We start from the raw sequence: 15,117 nt of genomic DNA, 5'->3' as shown, positions 1-15,117 counted from the left end.
CGATTCAGGAAATCGGCGGAAACGCAAGGACTTTTTTAATCCTGTTTCGTAACCTGCGTTAAAACGCATTAACCATGAAATCAATTTTTTGGGGACATGGGCCGAAAGGGACGGTTTGAGCAACCGGTTTAACCGGGTGTTTGGGCTTGGGGCGCATTGTTGTGGCTCTACAGCTTGCGGCGGGGTGCCGTCAGGCAGGTATCGAGTAATGTGGAGCACCCTTATGGCCCCTTCTTCCATGGCCCGCGTCGCCGGACGCGCCGGTCCGGAGGCACCGATCGATCTGGTGCAACTGGCAACCAATACGCTGGGTAACCGGGATCTAGAAGTGCAGGTCCTGCATCTGTTCAAGTCACAGTCCATCTCGACGCTTGAGCGGTTGAAACAGGAAACCGACAATTCCGTTCGCCTCGACCTCGTGCATACCCTGAAAGGGTCCGCCCGGGCCATCGGCGCGGAGCGGGTCGCGATCGTTTGCGAAAATCTGGAAGGCAAGATGCGCTCGAGCACCGATACGGCCACAGAAGGCCTGATTTCGGCGGTCGATGAGGCGAACCGATACATCCGGGACCTTCTGGAAGGTTGAAGGACAAACCCCGCACAGGACGGGGAGAGGCAGATTGCCGCGTGGAAATGGCACGGTCCTTGACCTTTTGCCGTAAATCTTTATGTCGTGCTTCGAAGACCCGCAAATTCAGGCTTGGACGCGACATATGCCGAAAATCACATTTGTTACCGCCGATGGAACCCGGACCGACGTTGACGCCGCTGAAGGCTCTACGGTGATGGAAAACGCCATCAAGAACATGGTCCAGGGTATCGAAGCGGAATGCGGCGGTGCTTGCGCCTGCGCTACCTGCCACGTTTACGTAGATGATGCCTGGAGCGGCAAGACCGGATCTCCGGAGCCGATGGAAGAGGACATGCTCGACTTTGCCTACGACGTGAAGCCGACCTCGCGCCTGTCCTGCCAGATCAAGGTGACGTCCGATCTCGACGGCCTTGTGGTGCATGTGCCTGAGCGGCAGGCCTGATCAGGTCAGTTCAGACAGGATTTCAAACAAAACGCCCGCCGGATCACTCCGGCGGGCGTTTTGGTTTGTCCAGGTGCAGAGTTTACTCTGCTGGTTGGGCAGAAGGCTTGCGGTACCAGAAGTCGACTTCATGGCCTTCTTCCGGATTGCTCGGGATCAGGGTTGCCAGCACAAGGCTGACCAGGGCCATGGCAGCGCCGGCCAGGAAGACCGCAGCCGGGGACACCAGCCAGATGAAGCCGAATATCACCGGAATGAACACCGCGGCGATGTGGTTGATCGTGAAGGCGACACCGGCGGTGGGGGCGATGTCGGCAGGGTCGGCGATCTTCTGGAAGTAGGTCTTGATGGCGATGGCGATCGCGAAGAAAGCGTGATCGATCACATAAAGGCTGGCCGCCAGTGTCGCGTTGGTGACGAAGGCATAGCAGATGAACACCAGGACCAGGCCGACATACTCCAGAACCAGCGCCTTGCGCTCGCCGAAGCGAACAATCAGTTTTCCGATCTTGGGTGCCAGCACCATGTTGAAGGCGCCGTTCAGGAGGAACAGGCCCGCAACTTCGTGAACGTCATAGCCGAAGCGTTCGACCATCAGGAAGCCGGCGAAAACCGTAAAGATCTGCCGCCGCGCACCAGCCATGAAGGTGAGGGCATAATAGAGCCAGTAGCGTTTTCTCAGGATCAGCTTCTTGTGCTGCGGCACGCCTTCACGGAAATGCGGATAGGCGAAGATCAGGAAAACAAGAACAACCAGCGTCAGGCCACCGGCAATGGCGAAAACCACCGTGAAGGACAGCTCGAACATCTTCCACGCCAGGAAGATGACACCATAGGCGATCAACTGGGCGAAGGCGCCAACGGCCAGGATCTTGCCCATGCTTGCAGCGGCCGTTGCTTTGGGCAGCCATTGCAGCGACAGCGACTGCGCCATCGTCTCGTAGTAATGGAAGCCGATCGACATGATCAGCGTCGTTACATAAAAGCCGATCGCGGTCGGAAAATAGCCTGTGACGGCAACGCCGACGCCCAGGAGCAGCAGCGACACATAGGCGAGCGTCTGCTCGCGCATCATCAACAAGAGATAGACCGCAAGGAAGCTCAGGAAGCCCGGGATTTCCCGGATCGATTGCTGAATGCCGATCTCCCGGCCGGTGAAACCCAGCTCCTGGACGGCGAAGTTGTTCATCAGGTTCCACCAGGCAGCAAAGGAGAGCTGCATGGCACCTGCCATGATCATCAGGAGAACCACAGGAGACCGCCAGCCGGTCGCCTCGTTCGGGTGCGCATTCTGGGTGAAGTAAGACATTGTGTGGCCGTGGAAAAAGAAAACGTTCGGCAGTGTTGCGAGCCGTTTCTAACGCCAATTGCGGTTTGCGTGTTAGCGCTGTTTTGTCATGAGATGTTTCCGACACGCCAAATTCTGGCTGGTGCAGCGCTAGGCATCCGGCAAAAACGCGAATTGATCCTTGTTAATCATGGCTTGGCGCAAGGAAAGCATTTCACCTTGCCGGCAGGACCTGGGCATAGTTGCCGCGATTATGCTGCGTTGCCGAGTCCTCCGGTGCTATTGGCCCTCTGTGCAATATCGGGGTGAAGGTATACGATCCGGCGCATGAGCATTCATCCCGAACTTGCCGAGTTTCCGAAAGAGGCTGTCGCCGCACCGATTATCGGATACGCGCGGACCCAGTTGCAGGGCCGGAACAATGGCTGGCATTCGCATGATGCAGCGCAGCTCTTCCATGTGATCAGGGGATCGATTGCCATCGACACGGAGATGGGCACCTATTTCGTGCCACCCGAGCGGGCGGTGTGGTTGCCGCCAAGGGTCAGCCACCAGACCCGGTATCTGACGGACACGGAGCTGCGTTACATCTATGTCCAGTATGATTACACGAGGGATCTGCCGCAAACACCGCAGGTGATGCAGGTGACGACCCTGCTCAGGGCACTCATTCTCGAGTTCATGTCCTATCCGCGCTCCGAGACGGACAAGGGGCCGGCGGCACGGATCGCCGCGGTAATCCTGGATCAGTTGAAGATGCTGCCGGTTGCCCCCCTGCAGCTACCGATGCCGCAGGATGCCCGGCTGCGCGACCTGTGCGAAGGCGTCGTCCGATGCCCGGCACATATTCCCTCGCTCAGCGAGGCCGCGGACCGGTGTGCGACTTCCGTGCGTTCTTTCGAACGGCGCATAAAAGCGGAGACGGGGCTCAGCTACCGTACCTGGTGCCGCCAGGTGAAACTGTTCCGGGCTCTGGAGTTGCTGGCGTCCGGGCGAAGCGTTTCCGACGTCTCCCACAAGCTCGGTTACGAGGGGCCGAGTGCCTTCGTGTCGACCTTCAAGAAGGCCTTCGGCGTGACACCCGGCCGATACTTTGACGGCGTCGAAGCCGATTGATCCTTGTCATGGCGGTGCATGTCTTCCGGGCGCACAAAAAGTCGACCTGATTTTTTGGGGAGACAAGACATGTTCAAGAAAATCCTCGTTCCCGTTGACCCGGCCGAAAGCGGCTTTGCCACGGAGGCGCTTGCCAAAGCCTCGCAGTTTGCCCGCGACTATGGCTCCAAGATCCACCTGATGGCGGTTTGCCCGGAAGTTCAAAGCTTCGTGGCGAGTCAGCTTCCGGAAGGCTGGCAAAAGCGGGAATTCGAGGAAACCGCGAAAATCCTCGACAAGATCGCATCTGATCTGGACGTTCCCGAAGGCACTGTCGATGTGACCGTGCGTATGGGGTCGGTGTATCATGAAGTGATCGAGGAAGCCGAAAAGGCGAATTGTGACCTGGTGCTGATGACATCGCACAAGCCCGGCCTGTCGACCTACTTCATCGGCTCGAATGCCGCCCACATTGTCCGCCATGCACCGTGCTCGGTCATGGTGCTGCGCAGCTAGAGCGACAAGCAGCGATCAGGCCGTTCGATGCCGGGCCTTGAAAGGTCTATTGGCTCGTGAACCCCAGCCGTCAGCCATTGCGCGTCAGCAGCATGGCGACGGCTGCATAACGGAAGGGGTAGAGGCTGGTGTCAGCCTTCAGGCGGTCTTCGGCCCTTGCAAAGATCCGGTTGATCAGATCCTTCCGTGATGGGCTTTCAGGCAGGGCGGCACGCAACACCGCTTCGGTGAAGGCGCGGAAGAAATTGACATAGTCGCGGGCATAGCGGTCAAGATCGCTGTCCTGCTTGAAGCGGTCGACGAACGGGACCGCAATTTCGTACTCCATTGACCGGTCGAGTGAAAAAAGTCCGGCAGCTCCATACGTATCGTTGGTGACCGGGTCTGCAAGTTCTTGCAGGTCTCGCATGTACACCGGCTGGTAATAGCGGTCGTAGACGTCCCTGCTGATGTCTCCGGCCTCGACGAAGTCCAGAACCGCGTCGTTCAGAAGATCATAAAGGCCGTCACAGGTTCGAGCCGGTCCCTTGGAGCCAAATACCTGAACCAGCAGCTTGCCACCTGGAACCAGTTCCCTTGCGCGGACGGTGAGGAAACGGGCGATATCCTTCTTCGCCTGTTCGGCAAAGGCATGCCGGTCTTCTTCGGAAACATAACCGTTTGCTCGTGCCGCACTTGGGCCGTTGGGCAGGATATAGCCGGGCAACCTGTCGACGGGGCGGCAGGAGAGAAAGCCAATAGCGTTGAAAGTGGTGGCAAGATGCAAGCTCTGCGGCGGGCAGAGCTGATCGTACATCGAGCCACCGATCGCGGCCGAGTAAACCCTCTCAGACCCGAAGACCGAGCCGCCATCCGGTCTGAGGCTGCGGAAAAGTTCAGAAAAGTCGTTTGTGGGAAGGTCTGAATGGATGGTCTGGATCGGCCGTTCGGTGCGAGCAAGCAATGCCGGGAGGGCGTGTTTCATGACGGCAACAGAATTGCGGCCTTCCGAGCAGCCGTAGTCGGCAATGCCGACGGGACCGCTACCCTCAATCGGCAGGCTCGCAATCGCCTCTTCAAGCAGTGGCAATATCTTTTCGATGGCAGACCATTGGGCAGCCGAGTTGGCGTTGTAAAATCCCCCGCCGGACATGCCGGTGGTGGTTGCGTGGGAAACAGGTTGCGCGAAAGGGTGATCGGGTTTTGGGGGCGGTTCCATGTGTTCCCTTTCTGCGCCGTTTATGCGGAAAATCTACCTGGCCAGTTCCTTCATGGCGTCCGTCAGACCTTCGACGGTCATGGGAAACATGCGGCCTTCCATGAGTTCGTTCAACATCTGGATGGAATGCGTGTAGTGCCAGTGTTCCTGCCGAACCGGGTTCAGCCAGACCGCGCTCTTGTAAAGCCCGGTGATCCGCTGCATCCAGTCGGCTCCGGCTTCCTCGTTCCAGTGCTCAACCGAGCCACCGGGATAGGCAATCTCGTAGGGGCTCATGGACGCATCGCCGACAAAGATGATCTTGTAGTCGGCAGGGTACTTGTGAAGAACATCCATCGTCGGCATGCGCTCGGTATGGCGGCGGCGGTTTTCCTTCCAGACATACTCGTAAAGGCAGTTGTGGAAGTAGAAGTGTTCCATCACCTTGAATTCGGAACGCGCGGCTGAAAACAGCTCCTCACAGACCCGGATATGATCGTCCATCGACCCGCCGATATCGAAGAACAACAACACCTTGACCGCGTTGTGGCGTTCCGGCCGCATCTTGATGTCCAGAAGGCCCTTGTGGGCTGTTGCACGGATGGTGTCGTCCAGGTCCAGTTCTTCAGCAGCACCCGTTCGTGCGAAGTTGCGCAGTCGCTTCAGGGCAACCTGGATGTTGCGGGTGCCTAGCAACTGGGTGTCGTCGAGATCCTTGAATTCGCGCTTGTCCCAGACCTTGACCGCACGACGGTGCCGGCTTTCGTGCTGGCCGATGCGCACACCTTCCGGATTGTAGCCATAGGCACCGAACGGCGACGTGCCGGCTGTCCCGATCCATTTGTTGCCGCCCTGGTGGCGCTTTTGCTGCTCCTTGAGGCGTTCGCGCAGGGTCTCCATCAGCTTTTCAAAGCCGCCGAGTGCCTCGATCTGGGCCTTTTCCTCTTCACTGAGGTGCTTTTCCGCCAGGCGGCGCAGCCATTCCTCCGGTATTTCGGTGGTGGCAACCTCGCTCATGAGGTCGAGCCCCTTGAAGACGTGGCCGAAGACGCGGTCGAACTTGTCCAGGTTGCTCTCGTCCTTCACCAGCGTGAGCCGGGCGAGATAGTAGAAATCCTCGACGCTCTTTTCCGCCAGATCCTTATCCAACGCTTCCATCAGCGTCAGATATTCGCGGAGCGAGACCGGAATGCCGGCCGATTTCAGTTCGGTGAAGAAGGTAATGAACATGTGTGAAAGGTAAGTTCCCGGCAGTTGCCTGTCGAGGGGTCAAAAAGGTCGCTTCGACAGGAGTTTGCGAAGCAGCTTGCCACTTTTGCGAAAGGGCGCCGTCATCTTCCAGGAAGACGAGGCGAGGATTGCGTCGTAACGGCGTTTCTGCAGGTCGAGCTCGGCCTGCAATTCTCGGATCTTCCCCTGCTGGGCGGAAACCGTTTGCGTCTGCCGGGCCGCGTTGTCCGCATGCTGCCGGCTTTCGGACCTGAGGTGGCTGATCAGCATTTCATTGCAGCTGGTCTGGAAATCCTGCCTTTCCGCCGGATCGGCAAACCTTTGCATCAGCGCCATCATTTCACCCTGCCTCTCGGCAAGCGACATGTCCTGACGGTGCACGGCGGAAGGCTTGATGCATTGAACCGTGGGCCGTGTTGCAAAGGTGAAGTCCGGGCGTGCCAGGAACTTCCGCCACATGAAGAGGTCGGTCCAGAAGTCAGGTGGTGCCGGGCTCCAGCCGACATCCAGAGACCGATAGGCCTCAAGGGAATAGCCAACCGTCGACGGGCCGAAGAAGTTCCAACGCGTCTCCAGCATCTTGCGGCGCGTGTCCGCGTCCGACAGATCTCCGATATGAACCTTGAACGTCCCGTCAGGCAGAATTTCAGCCTGAAGCAGATTACCGAAGTCGCAGGTTTGCAGCAGGCGGCCCAGTTCCGACAGATGTTCGGGAAACCAGATGTCGTCATCGCCGATCTGGGCAACAAATTTGCCGTTTGCCTGCTTGAGAGCCGTGTCCCGATGAGCTTCGCCGTGCCGTTCTCCCTTGGGGAAGGAAAAAACACGGATCCTCTCGTCACGCCCTGCCAGCTTCTCCGCTTCCTGCACGGTCTCTTGGGGGGCGCCGTCACATACGATGAACAGTTCGAAATCTTGCAGGGACTGGCCCAGAACACTCTCGACGGCGAATGGCAGAAGCGCGGGAGGTCTGTTGACCGGCAGCAGGACGGTGAAGCGCGGATGGGTCACGGCAATCCTGCGAGCGCTCTGAGTTCGGCAATGCGCCTGACGATCAATGCGCCTTCTGCAGCCGAGGACTTTGGAGCAGCTCCCCCTTCCAGATGCGCGACGAATGCTTCCAGTTCGGCCAGAAGAGGCATTTTCGTGCCAACCTCGATTTGCTGAGGCTTCTGGCCTTGATCTCTCGGGGCAAGGAGAATGCGATCGTCATAGGATGAGGCCAGTTGGGCCACCGCCTTGCTGCCGATTACGACGGCGGAGCGTTTTGGGGCCGGATGGAGGGAAGAGATCTCCATGGTGACGGTGAGCGGTTCCCCATCGTTTTGAAGACGGGCAATCAGGTCCTCACCACCCAGGCCCGGGATCTGGGCGATCGCCGAATGAGCCTTGGGCAATGTTCCCAGGATTTCGAGTGCGATCGAAAGATCATGCGGCATCAGGATCCAGAGGCTGTCGACATCCTTGTGAGGATTGCCCCAGCCGAGCCGATAGGTGCGCACCGCTTCGATCTGGCCCAGAGCGCCGGATTTTGCCAGTTCCGCAAGTTTCAAAATGCCGGGATGATAGCGCCACTTGTCCATGACGAAGAGACGTTCCTGCAGCGTATCGGCAAGTCTTTGCGCCGCCTGTGCGTCGTTGGTGACCGGTTTCTCGCAGAAGATCGGCCGGTTCCGCGGTGCAAGTGCGTCGATGCAGGCCGCGTGAAGCACTGTTGGTGGCGCAACGACATATCCCGCGCAGTCAGGAAGCTTGGCAGCGCTATCGCACACCGAAGCGGCTCCGGCCTCCCGGGCGGCGTGCTGGCTGTCCGAACCGGGCACCGCCACGTGCACGTTTACACCCAAGCTGCGCAGATCGCGAAAGATGAGCTTTCCCCACCGGCCAAAGCCAACCAGACCGATATCAGTCATGGCTGTGTCCAACAGCCGGCGATGTGAAATTGCAGGTGACTGCGTAATCAGGCATTGGCGTCCGCATAGAATTTATCAAGCATCTGCGAATAGTTGTCGGCTGTTCTGTCTCTATCGGAAAGGACAGGGTCCTTCGTTGGCCAAGACAGGTTCAGTTCCGGACAATCGAACTTGCAGCCCAATTCGTCCGTCGGGTCAAAGTAGGTGGAAACGGAATAAAGATGCGTCGCGGCTTGCGGAAAATAAAATCCGTGGCAAACACCCGGCGGAATTGAAACAGCTCGTCTGTTTTCCGCTGAAAGATCGAGAAACTGCGATGTTCCAATGGTCGGGCTGTCGCGGCGTATGTCATGCAGACCAAGCAGCATCTTTCCGGACAGGACCATCAGATAATCGTAGTGATCCTTGTGCACGTGAACACCGCGCAATGTGTCTTCTTTCGAGGTGACGATGTTCCACTGGATCGACTTGAAACCGGTGAGCCAGGTCTCCCGGTAGATTTCGGTGAAACTGCCGCGAACATCGATGTGCGAAACCAGGTCATGGACAATCACGCCTTCAATTGACGTTGCTTCGGTTTTCATCGAATTGCCTGACCCCAACGACCGTTTTTCTCGCGCAAGCTTCGCGGCCCATCCGGACCCAGGGACAGACTAACAGGTTTCACGACGATGTGGAGGCCGGCATCGGAACAGCGTTTGAGGGAAGGGGGCTTTCCCAAGTCCTCAGAAACTGATCTTGGCGCCCAGGCGAACCGATGCGGATAGTGTGTCGGCGCTGTCGTAACCGCCTTCTATTCCGGCGAGAAATTTCGTGCCGTCATTGACCTGCCACACGGCATCGGCTGCCGCAAAACCGCGGAGCACCGCATCGTCGTCGTCGACTGACAGGTTCAAGGCAGCTCCCTGCAGGGTGCCGTCGACACTGTCGTTTAGCGTGAAGATGCCGTCGATACCCGCATTCGCACTGAGATAGAGCGTGCCGCCATTCTGGACGATGGGGGCATGATCGTAGGTCGCCTGCGCGCGCAGTTCCAGAACGTGCAGCGACCGGCCGGAAACCGAAAGGCCGGTTGCGCTTTCATCGGCGTCGCCCGTTTGCCAGAGACCCGAGTAGCGCACACGAGCGCTGGATGTCAGCGTACCCTCACTCAGGGCGAAGGCATGGCCGAGGCGCGCGGAGGGCGTGACGTAGACATAGTCGTAGTCGATGGAAAGGTCCTGCAGGCCACCGACAACCATGTTGTTGAGGACGGTGACGTCTTCATCGCTCTTCAGGTAGCCGCCGAGAAGGCTGAATTGAGCAAAGGTCGCCTGCCAGGAGCGGCTGAGATAGCCACCGGCGTGGATGCTGTAGCTGGAGGCCGAGTGAATGTCGCCGTCGCTGGTCGTCCTGCCGATGGTAAAGCCACCGGCAACACCGGCGGCAAGCCCTTCGGCGAATGTCTTCTCAGCCCCGGCAGTGATGCCGCCGAATGTATGGTCGAACCCGTCGCTGCCTTGCCTGGAAAGAACACCGCCAAGAGGCGTGACCCAAAGCGCGGTGGTGTTTTGCTCTTCCGGAGCCGGACCGTTGGTTGCGACGAAGGACGTGCCGCCCAGTCGATTGAGGTCCATCTGCTGTTCAAGGCTGCCGGTGACAGCGCGCGTCATGGTGTTGAAGGTCTGGGCAACCGTGTCCAGCCGGAAGTCGTCCGGATTGAGGATGGTGATCGTGTTGCCGTTGGTCGCTGAAGTGAGGCCTGCCGTCGTCAGCGTTCCCGGGATGCCGCTGAAGGTCAGGATCGCCGTTCGCCCGGCCGCGTAGTTCAGGGTTGCGGTGGTCGGATCGGTGAAGGTCAGAACACCCTGAAGTATGGTGCCATTGTTCAGGGTAACGGTTGCATCAGAACCATCGACATAGATCGAGGACCCGTTGCTGCTGTAGATCTCGCCGGAGTTGGTGATCGTGACATTGTCGCCGTCAACGGCAATGCCATGTCCGACATCGTCATGATCTCCGGAAATCGTGCCAGTGTTACGTAGCGTGCCGCTGTTGGAAATGGTGACATCGTCGCCATTGGATTCGATCGGGTTGGCGTCTTCCCCAGAAACAGTAATCGTGCCCGAGTTGGTGATCGCGGCGCGGTCACCGTCATTGTCGATGCCGTCTGCCAGCGTACCGGACATGGTCATCACACCGGTATTGATCAGGATGACATCGTCGCCGTCACTGTCAAAGCCGTCCGCGTCCTCTCCAGTCGTTGTAATCGTTCCGGTGTTGGTTATCTTCGCGTCGTCTTCATCGGTGTCGATGGCATAGGCGTCGTCACCTGTCGTGGTGATCGTGCCTGAGTTCAAGACGGTCGGACGGTCGCCCTCGGCATTGATGCCATAGGCAGCTTCACCAGTGGTGGAAATCGTGCCGGAGTTGGTGATGTCCGTGTCCGCACCAAGCGACAAGATTGCATCGGATTCCTTGCCCGTTGTGGTGATGGTACCCGAGTTGGTGACCGTGAAGTCGTCCCCGTCACCGGCAATGCCAAAGGCGCGGCTGCCGGTAGTGGTTATGGACCCATTGTTGTGAACGGTGGCGTCGTCTTCGTTCGACCCAATACCGGCAAAATTAGGTGTGCCAATGGTTGTCTTGGTGACTGTAATGGTGCCGTTGTTGGTTGCTGTCTGGTCGTCATTGTCCAGAACGAGGCCATCCTGATCGGTAACGTCGATGGTGCCGCCGCTCTCGACTGTGCCGGTATCGCCAAGGTCCGTCAGTGTCTGTGTTGTGGTGACCGTGGTGCCTGAGCCGATGGTAATGTCACCGGCAAGGCCTTTTTCCGGACCAAGCAAAACCAGGGCGCAACTGCAAAGCAGAAAAGCCTTGAGTTGGCGGCGATGCTGAAGGGCGGATTTCGTCTGGATTGGCAACGGCCTGTCGCTACACAAGTTAACGTCTCACCTCGCTATTATTGTTGTATTCCGAGGAAGACGCCACTGCTCGTCCGCAGAAACCTTAACGAATGAAACGTTTATGTGTCATCGGTAGAAATAGCAATCGGTTTGGTTACGTTGTGCGTGTAACCATGCCGTGTATTATTTGAAATCTAAACTTTAAGACTTGTCGACCGGGTCTTCTTTTTTGGCAAACGAGACAAGCTCACCCATGAAGTCCGAGATGGTCGGTCCAGTGCCGGCCACGAACGGTGCCGGCCTGCAGACTGCAATTGCTGCAATGCCGATGCGGGCAGTGAGCAGTCCATTGACCACGCCTTCGCCCAGGCGGGCGGAAAGTCGAGCCGCCAGACCGTGGCCCAGCACCTGTGAGGCAAGGCTGTCGCCTGCTGCCATGCCGCCGGTCACTGCCAGATGTGCCATGACGTGTTTTGCGAGGCGCAGGAAGCCGAGTGTGCCGGGTCTCCCGCCGTAAAGGGCGGACAGGCGCCGGATCGTGCGCAGGTTCTCAAACAGGACCGCCAGCAGATCGACCAGTGCCCGTGGGCTGACGGCCGTGACGATGGAAACGCGCTTTGCACTGTTCATCACGATACGCCGGGCTTCCAGGTCGAGTGGGCTGAGCAGATCGCGTTCGGCCAGTTTCACCAGATCACGGCCGTCGATGACTTCCCGCATATGCCCCGCCAGCGCCTTGCGGCCCTGGGCCGTTTCGGGACGGTCCTTGTAGAGTGTGAGCAGTTCCTTCAGGCCGACTGATGCCGCCTTCGCGTCATCTGCGTCGGCGGCGCTCTGCAGCCGATCCCGCAGGTGGTCTATTCGGCCGAGGCGCATGAGGCCCGCGATCTCGCGAATGACCAGGCCGAGCAGGCCAAGGGCCGCCAGAACGGCAAGAGCCACACCCAGCCATCCCAGCCAGTCGGTCCGGGCAAAGAGATCCCGTATCAGGCTGTCAACCGCAAGGCCGACTGCCAGGGAGACGAGGCCGGAAAGGCCGATCATCAGCCACTTGCCGAAGCGAAATCCGGATCTGGGAGTGCTGGCAGCGCGGGGAAGGCGAGGTTCCTCGTCGTCAATGAAGGCCTGGGTGACCAGGGCTTCGCCGGCCGAGGGCATCCTTGTTTCGTCATCGGTCATCCGCACCTTGGAATCATCGAGACGGAAGGCGGTCGGTTTGCGATTGGACGGGGGCTGGGAACCGGTCATGCCAGGCGATCTCCGATCAGGAATTCCAGGGCGCGGTCAAGCCGGATATGCGGCAGAGACAAAGTCAGGCCTTCTGCGGTCTTGTCGAGTTCCGGCGGCCGGAACCTCAGGAACTGAAGGTCTGCCTGAGCAGTTTGAAAACTTGCTCGAAGTGCTTCAGAAACTGAGTCAGCTTGTCCAAAAAGTGATTCAGGGTCGTCCGGCAAGTCACCGGGAAACATGGCGATTTCGGTTTTTCCGTCGTAGGTGTCACCGTTCAGCCGTTCGCCCGGCAATGGCGTTCCAAGGATCGCAGGCAAAGCTTCGCCGCTATGTTTGACCGTTGCCTCACGCGTCGCGCGGACCGCAGCCATGGCCAGCACTTCGACCTCCGCACCCTTGAATGTTGCCTTCTCTTCTGCTCGGGCAACCAGTCTCTTCAGGATCAGCTCCAGTCGGTCGTGATCCGTTCTGTGCAAGTGGTCTGCCTTGGTCGCCGCAAACAGGATGCGGTCGATCCGTCGCGACAGGATTGAGGACAGCCAGCTGCGTTTGCCCGGACGGAAAGCTCCGAGAACTTCGGTGAGGGCGGTTTCCAGATCGGCAATCGCGTGCGGCCCTGCGTTCAGGGCATGAAGGACATCGACCAGCACGATCTGGCGGTCGAGGCGCGCGAAGTGATTGCGGAAGAACGGACGCACAACGTGGGTCTTGTAGGCCTCGTATCGCCGCTCCATCATCGCCCGCAATGTGCCTGTCCTTGCCGGGGCGGCGTCTGCCGGAATGTCCAGCGGCGCGAAGGTCAGGGCCGGGGAGCCGTCGAGATCCCCGGGCATCAGGAAGCGTCCCGGGGGAAGCATGGACAGGGCATGGGCGTCGGCTCTGCAGGCCGCCAGATAGGTTTTGAAATTTGCCGCCAGCTCTTGTGCCGCCGGTTCGCTTTCTTCTGCGTTCGCATCCGTGGCGGCCAGGATCTTCAGAAACGGCGCGGCGATCTCCGCCCGGTTTTCCGCCCGGGCGCGCTGCATTGCCTCGGCGGAGAAGGTGGCATAGTCCTTGCCGAGAAGCGGCAGATCCAGCAACCACTCGCCGGGATAGTCGATCAGGTCGAGATGAAGGCGGCCGGGACCAAGCTTGCGGTGGAAGTAGGAGGCGCTCTCATAGTCGATGGTCAGGCGCAGCTCGGAGACCTGACGGGTCGATTCCGGCCAGATACGCTCACTCACCAGGGCACGCACGTGCGCTTCATAGTCGAAGCGCGGCACGGCGTCGTCAGGTTGTGGCTGAAGTCTTGCGCCGGTCATCCTGTGCCCGGAGGCGGCGCTGAAGAGCGGCAGGCGGCCACCATGAACGAGGTTGTGCACAAGCGCGGTCAGAAAGACGGTCTTGCCTGCGCGCGCAAGTCCGGTCACGCCCAGCCGGACGCTCGGCACTGCCAGATCGGTTGCCGCATCGGCAAGATTGGCCAGTGTCAGTCGGGTTTCTTCTGCAAGTGTCGTCAATGGGTTCACAAGGGCCTCCAGCGCGTTCATGTAGGCGCAGGCGGGAACAAGTACAATCCGGGACTCGGCTGATGCTCTAGTCGAGGTCTTCCTTCAGGTCCCGTGGTTTGACGAAACGTTCCAGATGGCCGGTCTTCGGCTGCAGCTCCGACCAGTCGGCAATGTCGAAATCGATCACGGCAAGAGCGCCAGTCGGAAACTTTTCCTGAATATCAGCAATCGCGTCGCTGGATGCCGTGCCGCTGAGGCTCAACGCCGTATCCTCGGTAGCCGGATTATGGCCAATGACCATGAGGTTCTGGGCCCGGCCACCATAGCGGCGGATCAGCCCGACATAGTCGTCTTCGCTTTGCTGGTAGAGGTCGGACACCAGGTGGATCTGTGTTTCCTGTGTGAGGGTCGGCAGAAGGCGGGCCAGGGTTTCCCGGGTCCTCTGTGCAGTAGAGCACAGGATCTGGTTGGGCTGCAGGCCCTGTTCCTTCATGTAACGGGCCATCTTGACGGAGGCGGCCTTGCCGCGGCTGTTCAGAGGCCGGTCGATGTCGGCCAGGTTCGCGTCGCCCCAGTCTGATTTAGCGTGTCTGAACAAAAGGAGCCGCATTGTCTTTCCTGGTTCCTTGAAAGTGGAAAGTGTGCCGGCGGGTCAAAAGCCGGACTTCCGGTCAGTTCTGGTTGGCAAGCGCCATGGTGAAGGCGGTTACTGCCGGTCCGATCTCCACTTCCTGAGTCGGCAGCGTGTAGGACAGCCACAATGTATAGTCCGATGTGGCACCGGAAAAGTACCACATCGTTTCGCACAGGCTTGTCGGCGTCCAGTTGCGGGTCCGGAACGAGATGCCGGAGGCGGCAGCGCCCGTCAGCTTGATCGGTTCGAATCCGGCTGCCTTGTAATTGCGGGAAAATGTCAGCGCTTCGCGGCGGCCAGTGCCCTGCAGGTGCTTGCGCAGGACAGCGGTAATGCCGTCGCGGCCGGTGTAGATGCATCCCGCCTGGCTGACGGCATCACCCTCCATCACCTTGATGCGGTAGTAATCGCCGATCATGTCGGGGCAGCGCAGGCCGGTGAAATGGCGCAATCCGCCGACATCGCTTTGCCAGCCTGCGTCCTTTTCGGGAGGCACTTGTGCGAGAACAGGCCCGCTCGCCGTCATCGGCAGCGTGAGCATCGCCAGTACCAGAAGAGCGGTGGCCTGTTTCACCAAGTCAGTCTCCTTGTCACCCCGACCCGAAGATCGCGTTTTGCCCGG

At 59.2% G+C, this 15,117-nt stretch carries 15 protein-coding genes; 4 read left to right on the top strand and 11 right to left on the bottom strand.

Annotated features, from left to right (window positions below; translation table 11 throughout):
* Nucleotides 1-223 precede the first annotated feature (223 nt).
* Nucleotides 224-586: an Hpt domain-containing protein gene (locus tag J7447_RS11000; RefSeq protein WP_209169609.1), complete on the top strand. Its 363-nt coding sequence runs from the start codon at nt 224-226 to the stop codon at nt 584-586.
* A gap of 127 nt (nt 587-713) precedes the next feature.
* Nucleotides 714-1,034: a 2Fe-2S iron-sulfur cluster-binding protein gene (locus J7447_RS10995; protein WP_023000672.1), complete on the top strand. Its 321-nt coding sequence runs from the start codon at nt 714-716 to the stop codon at nt 1,032-1,034.
* Nucleotides 1,035-1,116: 82 nt separating this feature from the next.
* Here the strand turns inward: J7447_RS10995 and J7447_RS10990 are convergent, their stop codons facing one another.
* Nucleotides 1,117-2,343 (bottom strand): MFS transporter, encoded by a 1,227-nt coding sequence (locus J7447_RS10990; protein ID WP_209169608.1) that lies wholly within the window; start codon nt 2,341-2,343, stop codon nt 1,117-1,119.
* Nucleotides 2,344-2,649: 306 nt separating this feature from the next.
* Between J7447_RS10990 and J7447_RS10985 the strand changes: the two genes are divergently transcribed.
* Both J7447_RS10985 and J7447_RS10980 read left to right on the top strand, forming a co-directional pair.
* Entirely contained in the window at nt 2,650-3,438 is a 789-nt protein-coding gene (locus J7447_RS10985; protein ID WP_023000674.1) for a helix-turn-helix transcriptional regulator, read from the top strand.
* Nucleotides 3,439-3,507: 69 nt separating this feature from the next.
* Nucleotides 3,508-3,933: a universal stress protein gene (locus J7447_RS10980; RefSeq protein WP_023000675.1), complete on the top strand. Its 426-nt coding sequence runs from the start codon at nt 3,508-3,510 to the stop codon at nt 3,931-3,933.
* 70 nt (nt 3,934-4,003) lie between these two features.
* Here the strand turns inward: J7447_RS10980 and J7447_RS10975 are convergent, their stop codons facing one another.
* The 10 genes from J7447_RS10975 to J7447_RS10930 all read right to left on the bottom strand — a co-directional run bounded on the left by J7447_RS10975 (nt 4,004) and on the right by J7447_RS10930 (nt 15,069).
* Nucleotides 4,004-5,131, bottom strand: a complete 1,128-nt coding sequence (locus tag J7447_RS10975) for a hypothetical protein (RefSeq protein ID WP_209169607.1) — start codon at nt 5,129-5,131, stop codon at nt 4,004-4,006.
* Between the two features lie 33 nt (nt 5,132-5,164).
* Nucleotides 5,165-6,340 carry a VWA domain-containing protein gene (locus J7447_RS10970; RefSeq protein ID WP_023000677.1) on the bottom strand — a complete coding sequence of 392 codons (1,176 nt, stop codon included), beginning with the start codon at nt 6,338-6,340 and terminating at the stop codon, nt 5,165-5,167.
* A gap of 39 nt (nt 6,341-6,379) precedes the next feature.
* Complete coding sequence (locus tag J7447_RS10965) at nt 6,380-7,351, bottom strand: glycosyltransferase family 2 protein (RefSeq protein WP_209169606.1); 972 nt, start codon at nt 7,349-7,351, stop codon at nt 6,380-6,382.
* Nucleotides 7,348-8,253 (bottom strand): Gfo/Idh/MocA family oxidoreductase, encoded by a 906-nt coding sequence (locus J7447_RS10960; RefSeq protein ID WP_209169605.1) that lies wholly within the window; start codon nt 8,251-8,253, stop codon nt 7,348-7,350. The genes J7447_RS10965 and J7447_RS10960 overlap by 4 nt, the downstream gene beginning before the upstream one ends.
* A gap of 47 nt (nt 8,254-8,300) precedes the next feature.
* Nucleotides 8,301-8,837 carry a dTDP-4-dehydrorhamnose 3,5-epimerase family protein gene (locus J7447_RS10955; RefSeq protein ID WP_209169604.1) on the bottom strand — a complete coding sequence of 179 codons (537 nt, stop codon included), beginning with the start codon at nt 8,835-8,837 and terminating at the stop codon, nt 8,301-8,303.
* A 141-nt stretch (nt 8,838-8,978) separates the two neighbouring features.
* Nucleotides 8,979-11,177 (bottom strand): autotransporter outer membrane beta-barrel domain-containing protein, encoded by a 2,199-nt coding sequence (locus J7447_RS10950; RefSeq protein WP_209169603.1) that lies wholly within the window; start codon nt 11,175-11,177, stop codon nt 8,979-8,981.
* Nucleotides 11,178-11,342: 165 nt separating this feature from the next.
* Complete coding sequence (locus J7447_RS10945; RefSeq protein WP_055655275.1) at nt 11,343-12,389, bottom strand: TIGR01620 family protein; 1,047 nt, start codon at nt 12,387-12,389, stop codon at nt 11,343-11,345.
* A complete protein-coding gene (locus J7447_RS10940) occupies nt 12,386-13,900 on the bottom strand; it encodes a YcjX family protein (RefSeq protein ID WP_209169602.1) in 1,515 nt (504 codons plus the stop codon). Before J7447_RS10940 ends, J7447_RS10945 begins: the two co-directional genes overlap by 4 nt.
* A 46-nt stretch (nt 13,901-13,946) precedes the next feature.
* Nucleotides 13,947-14,471, bottom strand: coding sequence for a histidine phosphatase family protein (locus tag J7447_RS10935; protein ID WP_055655271.1), 525 nt, complete (start codon nt 14,469-14,471; stop codon nt 13,947-13,949).
* Nucleotides 14,472-14,532: 61 nt separating this feature from the next.
* Nucleotides 14,533-15,069 (bottom strand): hypothetical protein, encoded by a 537-nt coding sequence (locus J7447_RS10930; protein ID WP_209010136.1) that lies wholly within the window; start codon nt 15,067-15,069, stop codon nt 14,533-14,535.
* Nucleotides 15,070-15,117 lie beyond the last annotated feature (48 nt).

The organism is Labrenzia sp. R5_0 (assembly GCF_017743835.1).
Taxonomy (GTDB): Bacteria; Pseudomonadota; Alphaproteobacteria; order Rhizobiales; family Stappiaceae; genus Roseibium; species Roseibium algicola.
The sequence above is the reverse complement of the archived record's forward strand: the minus strand, read 5'-3'. Positions and strand labels throughout refer to the sequence as shown.

Bases quoted from the DNA above. Each gene is read 5' to 3' on its own strand.
- J7447_RS11000 (WP_209169609.1), top strand. From the start codon at position 224: ATGGCCCCTTCTTCCATGGCCCGCGTCGCCGGACGCGCCGGTCCGGAG.
- J7447_RS10995 (WP_023000672.1), top strand. From the start codon at position 714: ATGCCGAAAATCACATTTGTTACCGCCGATGGAACCCGGACCGACGTT.
- J7447_RS10990 (WP_209169608.1), bottom strand. From the start codon at position 2,343: ATGTCTTACTTCACCCAGAATGCGCACCCGAACGAGGCGACCGGCTGG.
- J7447_RS10985 (WP_023000674.1), top strand. From the start codon at position 2,650: ATGAGCATTCATCCCGAACTTGCCGAGTTTCCGAAAGAGGCTGTCGCC.
- J7447_RS10980 (WP_023000675.1), top strand. From the start codon at position 3,508: ATGTTCAAGAAAATCCTCGTTCCCGTTGACCCGGCCGAAAGCGGCTTT.
- J7447_RS10975 (WP_209169607.1), bottom strand. From the start codon at position 5,131: ATGGAACCGCCCCCAAAACCCGATCACCCTTTCGCGCAACCTGTTTCC.
- J7447_RS10970 (WP_023000677.1), bottom strand. From the start codon at position 6,340: ATGTTCATTACCTTCTTCACCGAACTGAAATCGGCCGGCATTCCGGTC.
- J7447_RS10960 (WP_209169605.1), bottom strand. From the start codon at position 8,253: ATGACTGATATCGGTCTGGTTGGCTTTGGCCGGTGGGGAAAGCTCATC.
- J7447_RS10955 (WP_209169604.1), bottom strand. From the start codon at position 8,837: ATGAAAACCGAAGCAACGTCAATTGAAGGCGTGATTGTCCATGACCTG.
- J7447_RS10945 (WP_055655275.1), bottom strand. From the start codon at position 12,389: ATGACCGGTTCCCAGCCCCCGTCCAATCGCAAACCGACCGCCTTCCGT.
- J7447_RS10940 (WP_209169602.1), bottom strand. From the start codon at position 13,900: ATGAACGCGCTGGAGGCCCTTGTGAACCCATTGACGACACTTGCAGAA.
- J7447_RS10935 (WP_055655271.1), bottom strand. From the start codon at position 14,471: ATGCGGCTCCTTTTGTTCAGACACGCTAAATCAGACTGGGGCGACGCG.